Source organism: Micromonospora sp. NPDC023737 (genome assembly GCF_040639715.1).
GTDB lineage: Bacteria > Actinomycetota > Actinomycetes > Mycobacteriales > Micromonosporaceae > Micromonospora.
On record NZ_JBFAAL010000002.1, the window covers coordinates 581,957 to 602,009 of the forward strand.

At 70.7% G+C, this 20,053-nt stretch carries 14 protein-coding genes; 7 read left to right on the top strand and 7 right to left on the bottom strand.

Features of this window, described 5'->3' with window-relative positions:
• Positions 1-171: 171 nt before the first annotated feature.
• Complete coding sequence (gene mce, locus AB0F98_RS08050) at positions 172-645, bottom strand: methylmalonyl-CoA epimerase (RefSeq protein ID WP_357730449.1); 474 nt, start codon at positions 643-645, stop codon at positions 172-174.
• 63 nt (positions 646-708) lie between these two features.
• Between mce and AB0F98_RS08055 the strand changes: the two genes are divergently transcribed.
• From AB0F98_RS08055 to AB0F98_RS08080, 6 genes are all read left to right on the top strand, one after another.
• Positions 709-1,908, top strand: coding sequence for an acetyl-CoA C-acetyltransferase (locus AB0F98_RS08055; protein WP_357730452.1), 1,200 nt, complete (start codon positions 709-711; stop codon positions 1,906-1,908).
• A 123-nt stretch (positions 1,909-2,031) separates the two neighbouring features.
• Entirely contained in the window at positions 2,032-2,967 is a 936-nt protein-coding gene (gene meaB, locus AB0F98_RS08060) for a methylmalonyl Co-A mutase-associated GTPase MeaB (RefSeq protein ID WP_357730938.1), read from the top strand.
• Between the two features lie 81 nt (positions 2,968-3,048).
• Positions 3,049-3,465 carry an Asp23/Gls24 family envelope stress response protein gene (locus AB0F98_RS08065; protein WP_357730455.1) on the top strand — a complete coding sequence of 139 codons (417 nt, stop codon included), beginning with the start codon at positions 3,049-3,051 and terminating at the stop codon, positions 3,463-3,465.
• Positions 3,466-3,588: 123 nt separating this feature from the next.
• Positions 3,589-5,277: a methylmalonyl-CoA mutase family protein gene (locus AB0F98_RS08070; RefSeq protein WP_357730458.1), complete on the top strand. Its 1,689-nt coding sequence runs from the start codon at positions 3,589-3,591 to the stop codon at positions 5,275-5,277.
• 157 nt (positions 5,278-5,434) lie between these two features.
• The gene (locus AB0F98_RS08075) at positions 5,435-6,337 is read left to right on the top strand and encodes a tetratricopeptide repeat protein (RefSeq protein ID WP_076472352.1); all 903 of its coding nucleotides are present in this window, start codon (positions 5,435-5,437) and stop codon (positions 6,335-6,337) included.
• Between the two features lie 84 nt (positions 6,338-6,421).
• A complete protein-coding gene (locus AB0F98_RS08080; protein ID WP_357730461.1) occupies positions 6,422-7,561 on the top strand; it encodes an arginase family protein in 1,140 nt (379 codons plus the stop codon).
• A 128-nt stretch (positions 7,562-7,689) separates the two neighbouring features.
• Here AB0F98_RS08080 and AB0F98_RS08085 read toward each other — a convergent pair whose 3' ends face one another.
• On the bottom strand, positions 7,690-9,654 hold the full coding sequence (locus AB0F98_RS08085) for a penicillin-binding transpeptidase domain-containing protein (RefSeq protein WP_357730464.1): 1,965 nt from the start codon (positions 9,652-9,654) through the stop codon (positions 7,690-7,692).
• A gap of 289 nt (positions 9,655-9,943) precedes the next feature.
• Here AB0F98_RS08085 and AB0F98_RS08090 point away from each other — a divergent pair, with 289 nt between their 5' ends.
• Positions 9,944-15,004: an NAD-glutamate dehydrogenase gene (locus AB0F98_RS08090; RefSeq protein ID WP_357730467.1), complete on the top strand. Its 5,061-nt coding sequence runs from the start codon at positions 9,944-9,946 to the stop codon at positions 15,002-15,004.
• 61 nt (positions 15,005-15,065) lie between these two features.
• Here AB0F98_RS08090 and AB0F98_RS08095 read toward each other — a convergent pair whose 3' ends face one another.
• The 5 genes from AB0F98_RS08095 to AB0F98_RS08115 form a co-directional block, all read right to left on the bottom strand.
• Entirely contained in the window at positions 15,066-15,791 is a 726-nt protein-coding gene (locus AB0F98_RS08095; RefSeq protein ID WP_357730470.1) for a class F sortase, read from the bottom strand.
• Positions 15,775-16,902, bottom strand: a complete 1,128-nt coding sequence (locus AB0F98_RS08100; RefSeq protein WP_357730473.1) for a hypothetical protein — start codon at positions 16,900-16,902, stop codon at positions 15,775-15,777. Before AB0F98_RS08100 ends, AB0F98_RS08095 begins: the two co-directional genes overlap by 17 nt.
• A 328-nt stretch (positions 16,903-17,230) precedes the next feature.
• The gene (locus AB0F98_RS08105; RefSeq protein WP_357730476.1) at positions 17,231-17,614 is read right to left on the bottom strand and encodes a hypothetical protein; all 384 of its coding nucleotides are present in this window, start codon (positions 17,612-17,614) and stop codon (positions 17,231-17,233) included.
• Between the two features lie 107 nt (positions 17,615-17,721).
• A complete protein-coding gene (locus AB0F98_RS08110) occupies positions 17,722-18,069 on the bottom strand; it encodes a hypothetical protein (RefSeq protein WP_357730479.1) in 348 nt (115 codons plus the stop codon).
• Between the two features lie 16 nt (positions 18,070-18,085).
• Complete coding sequence (locus AB0F98_RS08115; RefSeq protein WP_357730482.1) at positions 18,086-19,744, bottom strand: sodium:solute symporter family protein; 1,659 nt, start codon at positions 19,742-19,744, stop codon at positions 18,086-18,088.
• Positions 19,745-20,053 lie beyond the last annotated feature (309 nt).

The window sequence follows — 20,053 nt, forward strand, 5'->3', positions numbered from 1 at the left end:
ATGCGTGAAGGTGCCCGGGAGAGCGTCGCACCGCGCACCAGCGCACGCCCGGACCTCGCCCCGTGGCCCCGCGCCGGCCCGCCGCAGGCTGGTCGGTCATGAGGTTCGCGGCGCGACACGCCGCTGTCCCGCCCGCGAACCTCATGATCGACGCGGGTCCCGGTGCGTTCCTCAGTGCGTGGCGGCGGGCTCGACCAGTTCCACCAGGACGCCGCCGGCATCCTTCGGGTGGACGAAGTTGATGCGGGAGTTCGCGGTGCCCCGCCGCGGTTCGTCGTAGAGCAGGCGCATACCCCGCTCCCGCAGCGCCGCGCAGGCCGCGTCGATGTCCGCGACGGTGTACGCCACCTGCTGCACTCCGGGACCGTTGCGATCGAGGAACTTCGCGATGGTGGACTCCGGCGTGAGCGGGGCGAGCAGCTGCACGCAGCCCCCCTCGACGTCGGGGCCGACGGCCAGCATCGCCTCTCGTACGCCCTGCTCGGCGTTGGTCTCGGTGTGCACGCAACGCATCCCGAACGTCCGCTGGTAGAAGTCGATCGCGGTGTCCAGGTCGGCGACGGCGATGCCGACGTGATCGATCCGCCGTAGCCCGATGTCTGTGACGTAGTCCGCAGCGGGCTCGACGGGGGAGTTCTCTGCCATGACGCTAGTCTGGCCGAACAATCGTTAAGGCGTACAGGTCGGCACCCCCCCTCGGAGGCAGGTATGGCTTCGGTGATCGTCAGCGGCGCGCGGACCCCGATGGGGCGCCTGCTGGGCAACCTCAAGGACCTCCCGGCCACGAAGCTCGGCGGGATCGCCATCAAGGCGGCCCTGGAGCGGGGCGGCGTCAGCCCCGACCAGGTGCAGTACGTGATCATGGGGCAGGTGCTCCAGGCCGGCGCCGGTCAGATCCCGGCCCGGCAGGCGGCGGTCGAGGCGGGTATCCCGATGTCCGTGCCGGCGCTGACCATCAACAAGGTCTGCCTCTCCGGTCTGGACGCGATCGCCCTGGCCGACCAGCTCATCCGGGCCGGCGAGTTCGACATCGTCGTCGCCGGCGGCATGGAGTCGATGACGAACGCTCCGCACCTGCTGATGGGTCAGCGGGTCGGCTACAAGTACGGCGACGTGGTGATCAAGGACCACATGGCGCACGACGGCCTCAGCGACGCCTGGGACTGCTGCTCCATGGGGGAGTCCACCGAGCGGCTCGGCGTCAAGCTCGGCATCACCCGCGAGGAGCAGGACGCCTTCGCCGCAGCGAGCCACCAGAAGGCCGCCGCCGCGCAGAAGAACGGGCACTTCTCCGACGAGATCACCCCGGTGGTGATCCCGCAGCGCAAGGGTGACCCGGTGGTGATCAGCGAGGACGAGGGCATCCGCCCGGACACCACGGTCGAGTCGCTGGCGAAGCTGCGCCCCGCCTTCGCCAAGGACGGCACCATCACCGCCGGCAGTTCCTCGCCGATCTCCGACGGCGCGGCCGCGGTGATCGTGATGAGCAAGGCCAAGGCGAAGGAGCTGGGGCTGACCTGGATCGCGGAGGTCGGCGCGCACGGCAACGTCGCCGGCCCGGACAACTCCCTGCACTCCCAGCCGTCGAACGCGATCCGCCACGCGCTGCGCAAGGCCGGGCTGACCGTCGCCGACCTCGACCTCATCGAGATCAACGAGGCCTTCGCCCAGGTCGGCGTCCAGTCCGTCCGCGACCTCGGGATCAGCCCGGCGAAGGTCAACGTCAACGGCGGCGCCATCGCGCTCGGCCACCCGATCGGCATGTCCGGCGCCCGCCTGGTCCTCACCCTCGCACTGGAGCTGCGGCGGCGTGGCGGTGGCACCGGCGCGGCGGCACTCTGCGGCGGCGGTGGGCAGGGCGACGCGCTGATCATCCACGTCCCGGCCCGAGGCGAGAGCGGTCAGTGAGCAAGATGAGCGGTCGGGTCCGCGGGCCCGCGCTCGCCGAACGAAAGTAGCCCCGTGAGCGGAACCATCGAGAACGCCCCGGTCGCGGCCACCGCTTCGGTGCGCCGCAGCCGGGACGTGCCCATGCTGGTCGAGCGGGCCCGCGCGGGTGACCACCGCGCGGTGGCTCGCCTGATCACGCTGGTGGAGAACGGCGACGACCTGCTGCGCGACGTCGCGGCGGCGCTCGCCCCGTACGCCGGCCAGGCCCAGGTGGTGGGGCTGACCGGGTCGCCCGGCGTGGGCAAGTCCACGACCACCAACGAGTTGGTGCGGGCGCTGCGCGCGCGGGGGCACCGGGTCGGCGTACTGGCGGTCGACCCGTCCAGCCCGTTCACCGGTGGGGCGATCCTGGGTGACCGGGTCCGGATGCAGGACCACGCCACCGATCCCGGTGTCTACATCCGCTCGATGTCCAGCCGTGGTCACCTGGGCGGGCTGGCCGCGGCCACCCCGCAGGCGGTGCGGGTGCTGGAGGGCGCGGGCTGCGACGTGGTGCTGGTGGAGACGGTCGGTGTCGGGCAGGCCGAGGTGGAGGTCGCCTCGCTGGCCGACACCACGCTGGTGCTGCTCGCCCCCGGTATGGGTGACGCGATCCAGGCGGTGAAGGCCGGCATCCTGGAGATCGCCGACGTCTTCGTGGTGAACAAGGCCGACCGGGACGGCGCCGACGCGACGTACCGCGACATCCAGGGCATGATCGCGCTCGGCGAGCGCGCCGCGGGGCACTGGCGGCCGCAGGTGACGCGCGCGATCGCCGCGCGGGGCGAGGGGATCGACGACATCGCCGCCGCCATCGACAAGCACCGGAACTGGCTGGTCGAGCACGGCGAGCTGCGCCGCCGGCAGGAGGCGCGGGCCGCCGCCGAGGTCGAGGCGATCGCGCTCGGCGTGCTCCGCGACCGGATCGGCTCGCTGCGCGACGGTACGGAGCTGCCGTCGCTCGCCGCGAAGGTCGCCGAGGGGGCGATCGACCCGTACGCGGCCGCCGACGAGTTGCTGGCGCAGCTCGGCACCTGACGTCCACTACGGACCTCCTCTGCCTAGTACGCTCGCACCGCCCCACGGGCCACGTGGGGCGGGGCGAGATTTGGGGAGATCATGGCTGAGGACGCGACGCAGGGGCAGACGGTGACACCGGAGGCGGTGGCGGGCGGCACGACGTCAGTCGACGACGACGTGTTGGAGAAGATCGCGGTGGCCGCCGCCCGGTCGGTGCCCGGCGTGGCCGACCTGGGCGGGGACGCGGAGCGGATGCTCAACTCGGTGCTCGACAAGGTCGGCCTCGACAAGGTCGGCGATGCCACCCGGGGCGCCTCGGCGAAGGTCACGAACGGCGGCGCGGTGATCAACCTGGTCATCGTGATCGACGCCGGCCGGACGGTACCCGAGGTGACCGAGGCGGTCCGGGCGAAGGTGACCGAGGCGGTCGAGGCGTACGGGCTGCGGGTCGACCAGGTGAACATCCGGGTCGACGACGTGGCCCTGACCGACCCGGCCGCGCCGCCGACGGCCTGACCTGCGGCGTCCCGGCGTGCCGGGCCGGCCACGTTACCCGCCGGTACGACTATCCTTAGCGATCGTTCAGGCAGGGGTTCTACACTCGATGTGCAGTCCAGGACTCGAGGAGGAGCCCCGCGCATGAACGCCGACGAGATCGCCGCCGGTCGGGCCCGCTGGCAGGCCCGGTACGACGCCGCGCGCAAGCGGGACGCCGACTTCACCACCCTCTCCGGGATGTCCGTCGACCCGGTCTACGGGCCGCCGGAGGGCGCCGACCACCCGGGCTTCGAGCGGATCGGCTGGCCGGGCGAGTACCCGTACACCCGAGGGCTCTACCCGACCGGCTACCGCGGGCGGACCTGGACCATCCGCCAGTTCGCCGGCTTCGGTAACGCTCGGCAGACCAACGAGCGCTACAAGATGATCCTCGGCGCCGGTGGCGGTGGCCTCTCGGTCGCCTTCGACATGCCGACCCTGATGGGCCGCGACTCGGACGACCCGCAGGCGCTCGGCGAGGTCGGCCACTGCGGCGTGGCGATCGACACCGCCACCGACATGCAGACGCTCTTCGACGGCATCGACCTGGCCGGCGTCACCACCTCGATGACCATCTCCGGCCCGGCCGTGCCGGTGTTCTGCATGTACCTGGTCGCCGCGGAGCGGCAGGGAGCCGACCTGTCCACGCTGGACGGCACCCTGCAGACCGACATCTTCAAGGAGTACATCGCGCAGAAGGAGTGGCTCTTCGACCCGGAGCCGCACCTGCGCCTGATCGGCGACCTCATGGAGTACTGCGCCCGGGAGATTCCGCGCTACAAGCCGCTCTCGGTCTCCGGCTACCACATCCGCGAGGCCGGGTCGACCGCCGCGCAGGAGTTGGCGTACACGCTCGCCGACGGCTTCGGCTACGTCGAGCTGGGGCTCTCCCGTGGGCTGGACGTCAACGTCTTCGCCCCGGGGCTGAGTTTCTTCTTCGATTCGCACGTGGACTTCTTCGAGGAGATCGCCAAGTTCCGGGCCGCCCGCCGGATCTGGGCCCGGTGGCTGCGCGACGTGTACGGCGCCACCAGCGAGAAGGCGCTCTGGCTGCGCTTCCACACTCAGACGGCCGGGGTGTCGCTGACCGCCCAGCAGCCGGTGAACAACGTGGTACGCACCGCCGTCGAGGCCCTCGCCGCCGTGCTCGGCGGCACGAACTCGCTGCACACCAACGCGCTGGACGAGACCCTCGCGCTGCCGACCGACGAGTCCGCCGAGATCGCGCTGCGTACCCAGCAGGTGCTGATGGAGGAGACCGGGGTGACCAACGTGGCGGACCCGCTCGGCGGCTCCTGGTACGTCGAGGCGCTCACCGACAAGATCGAGGCCGAGGCGGAGGAGATCTTCGCCCGGATCCGTCAGCTCGGCGGTGAGGGTCCGCACCAGATCGGTCCGATGACCTCCGGCATCCTGCGTGGCATCGAGGACGGCTGGTTCACCAGCCAGATCGCCGAGGCCGCGTTCGTCTACCAGCAGGCGCTGGAGAAGGGCGAGAAGCGGATCGTCGGGGTCAACTGCCACACCAACACGGTCGCCAAGGACCTGGAGATCCTGCGCATCTCGCACGAGGTCGAGCTGGAGCAGCGCCGGGTGCTGGCCGAGCGGAAGGTGGCCCGGGACGACGCCGCCGTGAAGGCCGCGGTGAGCCGGATGGTGGAGGTCAGCCGGACCGGGGAGAACATGATCCCGGCCATGCTCGACGCGGTCCGGGCCGAGGCCACGCTCGGCGAGATCTGCGACGCCCTACGGGCGGAGTGGGGCACCTACCGCGAACCCGCCCGCTTCTGACCCTTCGGCGGACCACGTTCTCACCCGCACCGCGCCGCGCGTCCGCGCGGCGCGGTGCGGTCTACGCCGTACGGGTGGGATGAGCAGGGTGAGAACTGCAACTGTCGCCGTCGCGGTTGATCTGAGTTCGGCGACGGCCGTGCCAAACTAGATAACCATGAGCGACCCACGGATCACCTCGTCGATCTTCACTCGCGGCGCGGTCGACCTCAGCGCCCTCCGCGCCCCCGCCCCCACCTCCACGCCGGCCCAGGCCGGTCCGCCTGCCGGCGCGCCCGGTGGCGCCGTCGGCGGCGTCACCGTCATCGACGTCACGGAGGCGACATTCCAGTCCGAGGTGCTGGAGCGCTCGCTCAACACACCCGTGGTGATCGACTTCTGGGCCGAGTGGTGCGAGCCGTGCAAGCAGCTCTCGCCGGTGCTGGAACGGCTCGCGGTCGAGGGCGGCGGAGCCTGGGTGCTCGCCAAGATCGACGTGGACGCCAACCCCCGCCTCGCCCAGATGTTCCGGGTGCAGGGCATCCCGATGGTCTACGCCGTCGTCGGCGGTCAGCCGGTCGACGCCTTCTCCGGCGTGGTGCCGGAGGCACAGCTGAAGCAGTGGATCCAGGCGGTGCTCAAGGCTGGTGGCGTGGCCCTCACCGAGCCGGCCGACCCACGCCTCGACGAGGCCGACGACGCCCTGATGGCCGGCGACCTGGACGCCGCCGAGCGGGCGTACCGCAAGATCCTGGCGGACGCCCCGGCGGACGCCGCCGCCGAGGCCGGCCTGGCCCAGGTGGGCCTGGCCCGCCGGGTTGCCGGCGCCGACCCGCAGAGCGCGCTCGCCGCGGCGGCCAACCCCGACGACGTCGACGCGCAGCTGCTCGCCGCCGACATCGAGGTGCTCAGCGGGCTGGCCGAGCAGGCCTACAAGCGCCTGGTGGACACGGTCCGCCGCACCGCCGGCGACGATCGGGAGAAGGTACGCCAGCACCTGATCGGCCTCTTCACCATCGCTGGTCCGGACGACCCGGCGGTCGCCTCCGCCCGGCGGGCCCTGGCCAGCGCCCTGTTCTGAGCAGCGAAACGGTTCCGAGCACGTAGCAGACCAGTGCGGGCCGGCACACCTGCCGGCCCGCCCGACCGCCGAGGACGGGAGCCCATGATGCGCCGGATCGCCGTCCTCGACGCACCGACGAACCTGGGCCTGCGCCCGCCCACGCCCAGCTCGGTCCCGGGCTGTGCGAAAGCGCCGGGCGCGTTACGCGACCAGGGCCTGCTGGCCCGGCTGCGGGCGCGGGACGCCGGTCACCTCACCCCACCCCGGTACGACCCGGGTGACTGGCGTCCCGGTGACGGCGTCTGCCACGCCCGGGAGATCTCCGCGTACTCGGTGGCGCTCGCCGACCGGATCGGCGCGATCATCGATCGCAGTGAGTTCCCCCTGGTGCTGGGCGGCGACTGCTCCGTACTGCTGGGCTCCGCGCTGGCCATGCACCGCCTCGGTGAGGCGGTCGGCGGGCGGATCGGGCTGGTCTTCGTCGACGGTCACTCGGACTTCCGGCACCCCGGAAACGCCTCGTACGTCGGCGCCGCGGCCGGCGAGGACCTCGCTCTCGTCACCGGCCGGGGACAGGCCGATCTGGCCGCCATCGAGGGGCGCCGGCCGTACTTCCGAGACATCGACGTGGTGGTGCTGGGCATCCGCGCCCAGGACGAGTACCGTCTCGACCTCCAGGCCGCCGGGATCCTGACCCGGCCCGTGCCGGCGCTGCGCGCCGAGGGCGCCGCGCGGACCGCCCAGTGGGCGCACGAGCAGCTCGCCGAGTGTGCCGGCTACTGGGTGCACATCGACGTGGACGTGCTCGACCCCGCCGTGATGCCGGCGGTCGACGCGCCCGATCCCGGCGGGATCGCCTTCGCGGAACTGGAGATCCTGCTCGCCGGTCTGGTGGACACCCCGCACTGCCTGGGCGTGGAGCTGACCGTCTTCGATCCCGACTACGACCCCGACGGCGCGTACGCCGCCGAGATCGTGAACACCGTCGTGGCCGGGCTCACGCCGGTGACTTCTCCGGAAGCCGTGCCGCCCCGGTTGCTTCCCGGCCCGACGGACGCGCCGGCCCCCGCCCCGCGCCGGGGCAACGGAAGGCCGGCGGTCGACGCGACGAGGCCTTCGGTCGCTCAGGGCACGTCCCCGTCGGCGGGCAGGTCGCCCGGGCCCGTGTCGGCCGACCCGGTGTCCGGGGGCCCGGTGCCGGCCGTTCCCGGGCCGCCCGCGTCGGCGGCCGACTCCGCCTGATCTGCACAGCCGGTTGATCGACTCGGTTCACCGCGAAGTCGGGGCATCCGGCTGGACACCCCGACTTCGCTGAAGCCGAGTCGATCACGGGCGGGCGGCCTCGACATCGGCCGGTCCGAGGTGGGTCGTCAGCGCGGTAGGGCGCGGAGGAAGCGTTCGGCGATCGGCACGGCGGAGGCGGTACTGGCACCGCCCTTCTCGACGAAGACGGCGACGGCAACGTCCCCCTGCCAGCCGACGAACCAGGCGTGGGTGTGCGCCGGGTTGTTGTCGTACTCGGCGGTGCCGGTCTTGCCGTACACCGGCTGCCCCGGCACGTCCTTGAGCGTGCTGCCGGTGCCGCTGGTGACCACTTCACGCATCATGGCCCGTACGGCCTGCGCCGACTCGGCCTTCAGCGGCTGCCCGGCGGCGGCCGGCTCGGCGGGGGCCGGGTCCAGCAGCAACTTCGGCTGCTCGAAATGGCCTCGCGCGACAGCCGCGGTGGCGGCTGCCATGGCGAGTGGGCTGACCAGCGTGGTGCCCTGGCCGAAGGCGGCGGCGGCCTGCTCGGCCGGAGACCCGTTCGCCGACACCTTGCCGGTGAACGCGTCGACGCCGAGATCCCACTGCCCCTCCAGGCCGAGCGAACGGCCGGCGACGGCCAGGCCGTCGCCGCCCAGCTTCGGCGCCAAGGCCGCGAACGCGGTGTTGCAGGATTTTGCGAAGTCGGTGCGGAAGGGCACCGCGCCCAACGCGAAGTTGTCCGAGTTCTTGAACGACCGGCCGTCCACGGTGAACGTCTTGTCGCAGTCGACCGTCGTGTCCGGCTTGACCGCCCCCCGGTCCAGCAGGCCGAGGGCACTGACCATCTTGAACGTCGAGCCGGGCGGGACCTGGGCGTTGAAGGCGAGGTTCTCCCCGGCCGGACCCGGGCCGTTCGCCGCCGCGAGCACCGCGCCGTCGCTGATGCGGACGGCCACCAGGGCGGAGCGGTGCTTCTCCGCGCGCAGCGCGTCGTCGGCCGCGTTCTGCACGGCCACGTCGAGCGTCGTCTTCAACGGCTGGCCCGGCTGCGGATCGCGGTGGAACACCTCGGTGTCGGTCGGTACCAGCGTGCCGTCCTCGCCCGGGCGCTTGATGATCACCGCGAGGCCGGGCCGGCCACGCAGCCGATCGTCGTACCGGCCCTGCAACCCGCCGTGGCCGACGAGGTCGCCGCGCAGGTACTTCTCGGGGTGGGCGGTCAGGTCGTCGGCCTGCGCGGGATCCACCGAGCCGAGCAGCGCCCGGGCGAACTCCCGGGTGGGCGCGAGGTCCAGCTTGTCGGACTGGAACTTCGTGCCGGGCAGGTCGTAGATGCGTGGCTTGATCTGTCGGTACGCCTCGTCCCGCAGCGTCACCACCTCGACGAACGCGCCGCCGTCGGCCTCCGCGAGGCGCTTGGGCAGGTCCGACAGGTCGACGGCCGGCACGATCGCCGGCCGGATCGCCCGGAACGCGGCGTCGAGCTTCTCGACGAGCCCCGGCACGTCGCTGACCTGGTTGGGCTGCACACCGACCCGGACGATCGGACGCGGCTGCACGATGGGTCGACCAGCGGCGTCCAGCACGCCGGCGCGCGGTCCGGCGTCCCGTCGCAGCCCGAGCCGGTCACCCCTGGTGAGCTGCTCCTGCACGACCTGCGGCTCCCAGATCACCTGCCACTGGCCGTCGTCGGCCTGGGTCAGCCGCACCTGGCGGTCGTACGCCCAGCGGGTGTCACCCGGCAGCGGCCACTCGATCCGGAACCCGGCGGTGGCGGTGTCGGCGGTGATCTTCACGTCGCCCTGCCGGCGCAAGGTCGGCGGCGTGGCCGCCAGCTCGCCGGAGAGCTCCTTGAGCTCCTTGAGCACCTCGTCCGCCGGCATCTTGGCGCCGGTGGCGTCGACGAAGCCGACCGTCTGGAGGTTGCCGGAGCGCCAGCCGGACAGGAACGCCTCCACGGTGCGCTCCGGGCCGTCCTCGCCCGAGCACGCGGTGAGCGTGCCGGCGGCGAGCAGGGCCGCGGTGAGAGCGACGAGATGGCGGTTGAGGCGGGTGCGGCCAGGATGGCGCGGGTACGACAGACGCATGTAGCAGGGCCCTCCGCAGTCGGGTCGCCTCACCGTAGTACGCGAGCGGCGTCCCCACTGCCCGGGTGAGCTGCGACGCGGTGAAAGACGGCGCGGGGCCGGTGTGATGAACATCGCGCGACGGGGTACTCGGCAGGCGGCGAACCTCGGACCCGCCAGGGGCGAATGAACAAAGTCCCGATTCGGACGTCCGGCACGTGGTCCGCCCGCGAAGGGGTGGACCGGCAGGGCCTAGGCTGGGCGGCAGAGTGACCCACAATGCGGTGGGTCGTCGAGGGGAGTGGCACCGATGGACCGGCGTCCGGCGATCAAACCGGAACCCGACCTCCGGCCGAACGACAATGGCCGGAACGACGACAGCTTCGATTCGGCGACCGACGGAGACGGCTACGGCCGGCTCGACACGGGCGTCACCGGGTTGACCGGGTCGAGCATCGACACCATCTACGAACTCGGCCTGCCGACGGAGGCCTTGGCCGAGGACGTGGAGGACGCCGAGCTCGACGAACCTGTACCCAACGCGGAGCGCCTGGTGGCTCAGGCCGTTGCGCTCGCCGGGGACGACCAGGACGCGGCGACCCTGGTCAGCCGTTTCTGGCGGTTCGCCCCGGACGAGGAGCTGATCGGCTTCACCGCCGAGGAGATGCTCGACGCGGCCCGCGCGCACCGGGACCTCGCGCAGCAGCGGGTGCCCGGCGAGCTGAAGCTGCGCATCCACGAGCCCGACGCCGAGCAGCACCACACCGTTGTCGAGATCGTCGCCGACGACATGCCCTTCCTCGTCGACTCGGTGACGGCGCTGCTCAACTCGCACCACCTCGACGTACATCTGCTGGTCCACCCGCTGGTGGTGGTGCGCCGGGAGCCGCTGGGCCGGCTGGCCGAGGTGGCCGCGGACGTCGAACCGGACGACGCGATCGCCGGTGACCTGGTGGAAAGCTGGATGCGGATCGAGATAGATCCGGTCCGCGACGCCGCCGAGCGGGACCGGATCCGCCGGGAGTTGCAGCGGGTCCTCACCGACGTCCGTGAGGCGGTGGAGGACTGGCCAAAGATGCGCCAGCGGGCCCTGTCGCTCGCCGACGAGTTGGCCGCCGCCCGGACCAGCGACAACCGCCCTCCGGTGCCGGAGAAGGACATCACGGACTCGGTCGAGTTGCTCCGTTGGCTCGCCCACGATCACTTCACGTTCCTGGGCTACCGCGAGTACCGGTTGGTCGAGACCCCGCAGGGTGGCCAGGCGCTGGAAGCGGTGCTCGGCACCGGGCTCGGCATCCTGCGGCAGGACGCGCCGGAGGCGCGGGCGCTGTCGTCGATGACGCCCGAGGCCCACGAGAAGGTGCTGGAGAAGCGCCTGCTGATCATCACGAAGGCCAACTCGCGGGCCACCGTGCACCGCTCGGCCTACCTGGACTACATCGGCTTCAAGGTGTTCGACGAGGCGGGCGAGGTCGTCGGGGAGCGGCGCTTCCTGGGCCTGTTCTCGACCGCCGCGTACCGCACCAGCGTGCGCGAGCTGCCGGTGGTGCGTCGCAAGGTCGCCGAGGTGCTGGAACGCTCCGGCCTCAGCCGGCGCAGCCACTCCGGCAAGGACCTGCTCCAGATCCTGGAGACCTACCCGCGCGACGAGTTGTTCCAGATCAAGACCGACGACCTCTACCACGCGGTGATCGGTGTCCTGCGCATGGCCGGGCGTCGCCAGCTGCGGGTGTTCCTGCGCAAGGACGCGTACGGACGGTTCATCTCGTGCTTGATCTACCTGCCGCGGGACCGGTTCACCACGCAGAACCGGCTGCGCATGCAGGACATCCTGCTGCGCGAGCTGAACGGTGTCGGAGTGGACTACACCACCCGGGTCACCGAGTCGATGCTCGCCCGGGTGCACTTCATCGTCCGTACCGACCCGACGAACCCGCCCGGCGACATCGACGCCGACCTGCTCGCCGAGGAGCTGGCCGACGCGACCCGGCTCTGGGACGACGACTACCGGCTGGTGCTCGAACGCAAGCTCGGCGACGAGCAGGCCAAGCATCTCTTCGCCCGGTACGCCGACGCGTTCCCGGAGGGCTACAAGGACGGGCACACGCCGTACGAGGCGATGAAGGACCTGGCCAAGCTGGAGCTGCTGGAGGAGCCCGGCCAGCTGGAGATGCACCTGTTCCGCAAGCAGTCCGCCCCCCGGCTGGGCGCGCGGGCGACCGGGGCGGACCAGGACGAGCCGATGGACGTACGGTTCAAGGTCTACCGGTACGGCGAGCCGATGATGCTCTCCGCCGTGCTGCCGGTGCTGCACTCGCTCGGCGTACGCGTGATCGACGAGCACCCGTACGAGGTGGACCGGATCGACGGCCGGATCTGGCTGTACGACTTCGGGCTGCAGCTGCCCGAGGCGCACCAGGAACTGGCCGAGGTGCGCCCGCACGTGGAGAACGCCTTCGCCGCGGCATGGCGGGGCGAGGCCGAGGTCGACCGCTTCAACGAGCTGGTGCTGCGCGCCGGGTTGACCTGGCGGCAGGTGGTGGTGCTCCGGGCCTACGCGAAGTACCTGCGGCAGGCCGGCACGGTCTTCTCGCAGGACTACATGGAGCAGACGTTCATCGCGTACCCGCGGATCGCCGAGCTGCTGGTGCAGCTCTTCGAGTCCCGCTTCGCGCCCGGTGACACGGACACCGAGCAGCGGCAGCGGAACAGTGCCGAACTGGTGGAGAGCATCCGCACGGCGCTGGACGAGGTCGCCAGCCTCGACCAGGACCGGATCCTGCGCTCGTACCTGACGCTGATCCAGGCGACCCTGCGTACCAGCTTCTACCAGCGGCGCTCCGACGGGCGGCCCAAGCTGTACGTGGCCTTCAAGCTCGACCCGCAGGCCATCCCGGACCTGCCGGCGCCCCGGCCGAAGTTCGAGATCTTCGTGTACTCGCCCCGGTTCGAGGGCGTCCACCTCCGCTTCGGGCCGGTGGCCCGCGGTGGTCTGCGCTGGTCGGACCGGCGGGAGGACTTCCGTACCGAGGTGCTGGGCCTGGTCAAGGCACAGATGGTGAAGAACACCGTCATCGTGCCGGTCGGTGCCAAGGGCGGCTTCGTGCTCAAGCAGAAGCCGGGGGACCGGGACGAGGCGGTCGCCTGCTACAAGAAGTTCGTCTCCGGGCTGCTCGACGTGACGGACAACATCGTCGGCGGGCAGATCGTGCCGCCGGAGGACGTCGTCCGGCACGACGGCGACGACCCGTACATGGTGGTCGCGGCGGACAAGGGCACCGCCACCTTCTCCGACATCGCCAACGAGGTCTCCACGGCGCACAACTTCTGGCTCGGCGACGCGTTCGCCTCCGGCGGCTCCGCCGGGTACGACCACAAGAAGATGGGCATCACCGCCCGTGGCGCCTGGGAGTCCGTCAAGCGGCACTTCCGGGAGCTGGGGCACGACACCCAGACCGAGGACTTCACAGTGGTCGGCGTCGGCGACATGTCGGGCGACGTGTTCGGTAACGGGATGCTGCTCTCCGAGCACATCCGGTTGGTGGCCGCCTTCGACCACCGGCACATCATCCTCGACCCCGATCCGGACGCGGCCACCTCGTACGCCGAGCGGAAGCGGCTGTTCGAGATGCCCCGGTCGTCGTGGGAGGACTACAACCCGGAGCTGATCTCGGCCGGCGGCGGCATCTACCCGCGTACTGCCAAGTCCATCCCGGTCTCGCCGCAGGTCCGGGCCCGGCTCGGCCTGGACGACGACGTGGACCAGATCTCGCCGCAGGAGCTCATGAAGGCGATCCTGACCGCGCCGGTGGACCTGCTGTGGAACGGCGGTATCGGCACCTACGTCAAGGCGTCCAGCCAGACGGACGCGGAGGTGGGCGACAAGTCCAACGACGCGATCCGGGTCGACGGCAAGAGCCTGCGCTGCCGGGTCGTCGGTGAGGGTGGCAACCTGGGCTTCACCCAGCTCGGCCGGATCGAGTACGCCCTGACCGGCGGTCGCATCTACACCGACTTCATCGACAACGCGGCCGGGGTGGACACCTCCGACCACGAGGTGAACATCAAGATCCTGCTCAACACCGCGGTCGCCGACGGTGAACTCACCACGGCGGAGCGGGACGAGCTGCTCGCCGGGATGACCGACGAGGTCAGCGAGCTGGTGCTGCGGGACAACTACGACCAGGCCCGGGCGATCAACAACGCTCAGGCGCAGGCCGCGTCGCTGCTCCCGGTGCACCGACGGATGATCAACGAGCTGGAGCGCTCCGGCGGGCTCGACCGGGCGCTCGAGGCGCTGCCGCCGGACGAGGAACTCGCGGTCCGGGTCGAGTCCGGGCTGACCGCGCCGGAGTTCGCGGTGCTGCTCGCGTACGTCAAGATCGTCCTTGAACGGGACATCCTGGCCGATGGGCTGGCCGACGAGGAGTGGACGACCGATGTCCTGGTCAACTACTTCCCGACTCCGATGCGGGAGCGTTTCGCCGACCGGATGGCCCGGCACCGGCTCCGCCGGGAGATCGTCACCACGGTGCTGGTGAACGAGTCGATCAACCGGGGCGGCATCTCGTTCGTGTTCCGGGTGATGGAGGAGACGGCGGCCTCCCCGGCCGACGTGATCCGGGCGTACGTGGTGGTCCGCGAGGTGTTCGGGCTGCGTGAGCTGTGGGACGCGGTCGAGGCCCTGGACAACAGGATCTCGCCGGAGCTGCAGACCAGCGTCTACCTGGACACCCGCCGGTTGCTCGATCGGGCGGTCCGGTGGTTGGTGACCAACCGTCGCTCGCCGATCGACGTGCCGGCAGAGATCAGCCGGCTTCGCGACGGTGTGGCCCGGCTGCTGCCCGGGCTCGAGGACCTCTTCTACGGCAGCGAGCGGGAGGCCATCACGGCCCACATCGACTCGATGACCGAGCGGGGTCTGCCGCGCGAACTCGCCGAGCAGGCGACCCGGCTGATGTACAGCTTCGGCCTGCTGGACGTGGTGGAGACGGCGGCGAACCGGGGACGGGACGTCGGCGAGGTGGCACCGGTCTACTTCGTGCTCTCCGACCTCTTCCGGGTCGACGCGCTGCTGTCGAAGATCTCCCTGCTGCCGCGCGAGGACCGGTGGCAGACGCTCGCCCGGATGGCGCTGCGCTACGACCTGTACGCCGCGCTGGCCGCGCTCACCGCGGAGGTGCTCGACTCCACGCCCGACGACATGTCGCCGCAGGAACGGGTCCAACGGTGGGAGAAGTCGAACTCGACCTCGATCCACCGGACCCGGCGGGCGATGGGCGAGTTCGACGAGTCCCGGGCGGATCTCGCCGCGTTGTCGGTGCTGCTGCGTCAGATCCGCACCCTGGTGCGGACCTCCGCCGCGGCCTGACCGATGCCGGACGCGGTCCGGCGGGTCGGGACATCCCGACTCGCCGGACCGCGCCGCCTTCTCAGGTGATCAGGCTGGCAAAGACGATCACGTTGTTCAGGTAGCTGCGTGCCGTCTCGTCGAACTGGCCACCGCAGGTGACCACCCGCAAGCCGGGTTCCTCGCTCGGCCCGTAGACCAACTCGGTGGGGAACTCGTCCTTCGGGTACGACTTGACCGAGTCGACCCGGAAGGTGGCCGGCTTGCCGTCCGACCGGTTCACCGTGACGGTGTCACCGGGTTGCAGGGCCCCCAGGTCGAAGAAGACCGCGGGGCCGATCTTGGCCGAGTCCACGTGGCCGACGATCACGGCGTTGCCGACCTCGCCGGGGCTCGGTCCCGGCTCGTACCAGCCCGCCAGTTCGGCCTGGTCCAGTGGCGGCACCTCGACCGTCCCGTCGGGGTTTGTCCCGAGCGACATGATCTTCGCGTCCACCCCGATCCGGGGGATCTCGATGGTGGTGGGCGTGGCGCGTGGAAGCCCGGTCGGCGGCGCGTCCCCTGCCTGCGCCGACTGGTCCCCCTCAGCCGGCTGGTCCGCCTCGGCGAACAGGCTGGACTCGGGGGCGGTCTGGGCCTGGGCCTGGGGCTGGGGCGGACGGGGCGCGGGCGTGGTCTTCAGGGCGGCACCGATCATGCCCGCGCCGACCACTGCGAGCAGGGCGACAACGGCGGTGCCGGCGGCACGCCACGGTTTCCCGTGACGGCCGCCGGCCCGTGTCGCCGTCGCGTCAGGCGACCGACTCATCGGTCCGCCGACGACGCATCAGCACGATCCCGCCCAGGGCGGCAGCGCCGAGGAGGCTGGCGCCACCCGCGGCCAGGTTCATGTCGGTGCCGCCGGTCATGCCGCCGTCACCGCCGTCGACCCCGCCGCGCGGCAGGACGATCAACTTGCCCTCGCCGCAGGAGCCCTTCAGCTCGTAGTGGCCCGGCTTGGCGTCCTTGTCGACCTTGGCCTCGCCGTAGTAGACGAAGTCACGCTTGTGCTCCCAGCTGTCCTCGCGGCCGTAGTCGCGCGACTCCTCGCCCTTGCGGCTGTCCTCGCGGCCGTAGTCGCCCGACTTCTCGCCGTTCCAGCCGTTCTCGTGGTCCTTCTTGTCGCCGTTCTCGTGGTCCTTCTTGTCGCCGTTGTCGCCGTAGTCCCCACGGCCCTCGGCGTCCTGGCCGGTTTCGTAGCCGTTCCAGTCCTTGTCCTTGTTGTCCTCGTGCTTGCGGTCCTCTTCCTTCTTGCGGTCTTCCTCCTTCTTGCGGTCCTCTTCCTTCTTGCGGTCCTCTTCCTTCTTGTGGTCGTCGGCGGAGTCCGCGGCGCCGGCACCCTGGCCGCCCGAACGGCCGTTCTCGTAGTCGCCGCCGTTGTCGTAGCGGCCTTCCTGCTCACGGCCCGAGTCCTCGCGGCCCTTGTCGTCCTTGCCGTGCTCGTCCTTGCCGTTTTGGTCCTTGCCGTGCTCGTCCTTGCCGTGCTCGTCCTTGCCGTTTTGGTCCTTGCCGTGCTCGTCCTTGCCGTTTTGGTCCTTGCCGTGCTCGTCCTTGCCGTGCTCGTCCTTGCCGTGCTCGTCCTTGCCCTTGTCGTCCTCGCGGCCCCAGTCGCCGCGGTCCTCGCCGCGGTCGTCCTTCTTCACGGGCTTGAGGTCGACCTTGCCGGTGACCTTCGACCACACGAAGGCGTGCTCCTGCTTCTCGGAGCAGATCTCGAGAAGCTTGACCGTTTCGCCGGCCTTCACGACGTGGGGCTTGGCCAGGACCTTGCCGTCCCGGTCCTTGCCGTCGTGGTGCCCGTCCGCGAGCGCGATCCCGGGGGTGAACACGAGGAGGGACGCCCCACCGAGGGCGGCGCCCGCGACGACCTTCCCGAGCATCTTCTTAGCCATGACCTGCGTCACTCCATCCCTGTTGTCCTGAACTCGGCTGCGCCCGAGCTAAGACCGACGTTAGACCGTTTCATGACTTATCAAGGGAAAGATTCGTGTTCCTACGTACATAGGGTGTACGCCCTAACCGAGTGTTACGCGGCTTTCTGCCCTGCCAGTCCCCCTAGGGCTCCTTGCTAGCGCCGTGTCCGGCATGCGAGGTCACCACGACGAGGAGTTCGGGGCGGACTATCAGCTCAGGGGGCGGGGACGGCACACGAAGAGGCCCCCACCCGACCGGTCCTACGGTCAGGTGGGGGCCTGGGCGGCCGACGGGTCAGGGCACGGTGCGCTCCACGGCGGCCTGGCCCAGCTCGTCGAGGTCCCGGCGGGCACGTTCGAGGTTCTCCGGCGTGAGGTCCTGCCCCCGGGCCATCACCAGGTCCTCCGGATCCCACGGCTGTTCAACCCCGGTGCGGATGTTGTCTCCCCCCGCGCCGGTGCCGGTGCCGGTGGCTCCGGTGCCCGCCGCGTACGGATCACCGATCAGATCTTCGGTCGGCGCACCCTGGTCCGTGGGGTCGCCCGGCTGGGCGAAGGCCGGATTGTCCCGGTCGCCCCCGCCTCCCGTCCGGAGCTGCGGGACGGTGCTGTCGTCGTCCGCCGCCGCGGCCATCTCCGGGCTCTCCTCCAGCGGCGGTTGGCGGTCACGATCGCTCATGCTGCTGCCCTCCTGTCCCGTGGCCCCTCCCGAACGTTTCCTGATCCGATCGCGTACCCCGTGGGTGGCCTGTCATGCCTGGGGTGCGGCGGGGTGTTCGCGCCGGCTCAGGAACCTTCCGGGTGGGCGGACCCCGCGTCGTCCGGCTGACCGATCGCCCGGTCCGGCTCGGTGGCGGGCGGCTCGGCGGGGCGGACCCACTGCCAGAAGAGCATGAGCAGGCCGAACGCGAGCATCGCGAGTCCGGCCCAGAGGTTGATCCGAACACCCTGCGCCTTGTCGATCTCGGCCTGGCTGTCGAAGACCCCCGTCAGGGTGACGACGATCCCGTACACCGCGAAGAGGCCACCGATCACCCGGCGGATGTCGAACAGGCGCGCCGCGGCCGAGCGGCGCTCGTCCGCTTCGGCCCCGTCGACCAGCGGATCGCGGGCCGGCTCGCTGTGGTTGTCCATCTCGCGAACACCTTTCCTAGAAGACCGGGATGTAGAGGACGACGGCGAGCGCGAGCGCGATCACGCCGAGCAGCACCGGGGAGCGGTACCAGGCGGCATCCCCGGCCAGCACGCCGGCCTTCAGGTCGATGCCGCCGGTGCCGTAGACCAGCCCGCGCAGATCCTCGTCACGTTTCGGTGCGGTCAGCGGGGTGAGGATCACGGCGACCACGGCCACCGTGACGAACGCGATGCCGGCACCCCAGAAGCTCTCCTCCAGATCGGAGTTGAAGTGGATCATGCCGCTCTTGTAGAGCAGGTAGGTGGCGAGCGCCGCCAGCGTGCCGAGCAGCAGCGACCAGAACCCGGCCAGCGCGCTCATCCGCTTCCAGAACATGCCGATGATGAAGGTGGCGAACAGCGGGGCGTTGAACAGCGAGAACAACGCCTGGATGTAGTTCATGATGTTGCTGAAGCCGGCGGCGATGAACGCGGTGCCGATGCCGATCACCACAGCCGCGACCGTGGCGTACCGGCCGATCCGCAGGTAGTAGTCGTCCGGCCGATCGCGACGGACGTACGCCTGCCAGATGTCGTAGGTGAACACGGTGTTGAATCCGCTCACGTTGGCCGCCATGCCGGCCATGAACGAGGCGAGCAGGCCGGTGACGGCCACTCCCAGCACGCCGTTGGGGAGCAGGTCCCGCATCAACAGCGGGATCGCGTTGTTGTACTGGAGGTCACCGCTCGGCGCGCCCAGACCCTTGACGGTCACCAGGGCGATCAGGCCGGGGATGACGGTGACGACCGGGATGAGCAGCTTCGGGTACGCGGCGATGATCGGAGTACGCCGGGCCGCGCTCATGTTCTTCGCCGACAGGGCCCGCTGCACCTCGGCGAAGTTGGTCGTCCAGTAGCCGAACGAGAGCACGAAGCCCAGGCCGAAGACGATGCCGAGCCAGTGCGCCCCGAGTGGGTTGGCCGTCGTGCCGGTGTCCTGCCAGGCGTGCAGGCCCGCCTCGCCGAGCTTCGAGTCGCGGACCGCGTCCATCAGCCCCGAGACGCCGCCCACCTTCACCAGGCCGATCACGGTGACCGGGATCAGACCGGCCAGGATCACGAAGAACTGGAGCACCTCGTTGTAGATCGCGCCGGAGAGGCCGCCGATGGTGATGTACGCCAGCACGATCGCCGCGCCCACGATGATGGCCACCCAGAGCGGCCAACCGAGCAGCGCCTGCATGACCAGCGCCAGCGCGTAGAGGTTCACCCCGGCGATGAGCACCTGGGCGACCGCGAAGCTGATCGCGTTCAGCAGGTGGGTCGGGCGGTTGAACCGTAGCCGCAGGTACTCCGGCACGCTGCGGACCTTGGAGCCGTAGTAGAAGGGCATCATCACGATGCCCAGGAAGACCATCGCCGGCACGGCGCCGATCCAGTAGTAGTGGACCGTCATCACACCGTACTGGGCGCCGTTCGCGGCCATTCCGATGATTTCCAGCGCCCCCAGGTTGGCGGAGACGAAGGCCAGGCCGGTCACCCAGGCGGGCAACGAGCGGCCGGAGAGGAAGAAGTCGACGCTCGTGCGGATCGCGCGGCGGGCGGCGAAGCCGACACCGAGCACCGTGACGAAGTAGAGCCCGAGCAGGACGTAGTCCAGGGCATTCATGTCGAGCCGAAGTCCGCCGCCGTCCATCCACGTCACCTCTCGTCCGCCAGTCGTGTCTCGCGGGCGCCCTAGTACCCGAGCTCGCCGAGATCCACGCCTGCGGCGGACGACCCATCGCCCACTCTGGACGGACCGGGACGCGAGCGCGCCCCGGCCGGTGGCCGGGGCGCGCTGCGGGACCGGTCAGCGACCGAGCACGCGGTCCAGGAAGTCCCGGTACCGGCGGACCGCCATCCGCAGTTCCTCCGTGTCCGCGGAGCTGGCCTCCTGCCAGCCGCCGAGGGTGCTCTTCTGCGCCGCCAGCGCCGCCGAGAGTGCCTCGATGGCCTCCTCGAC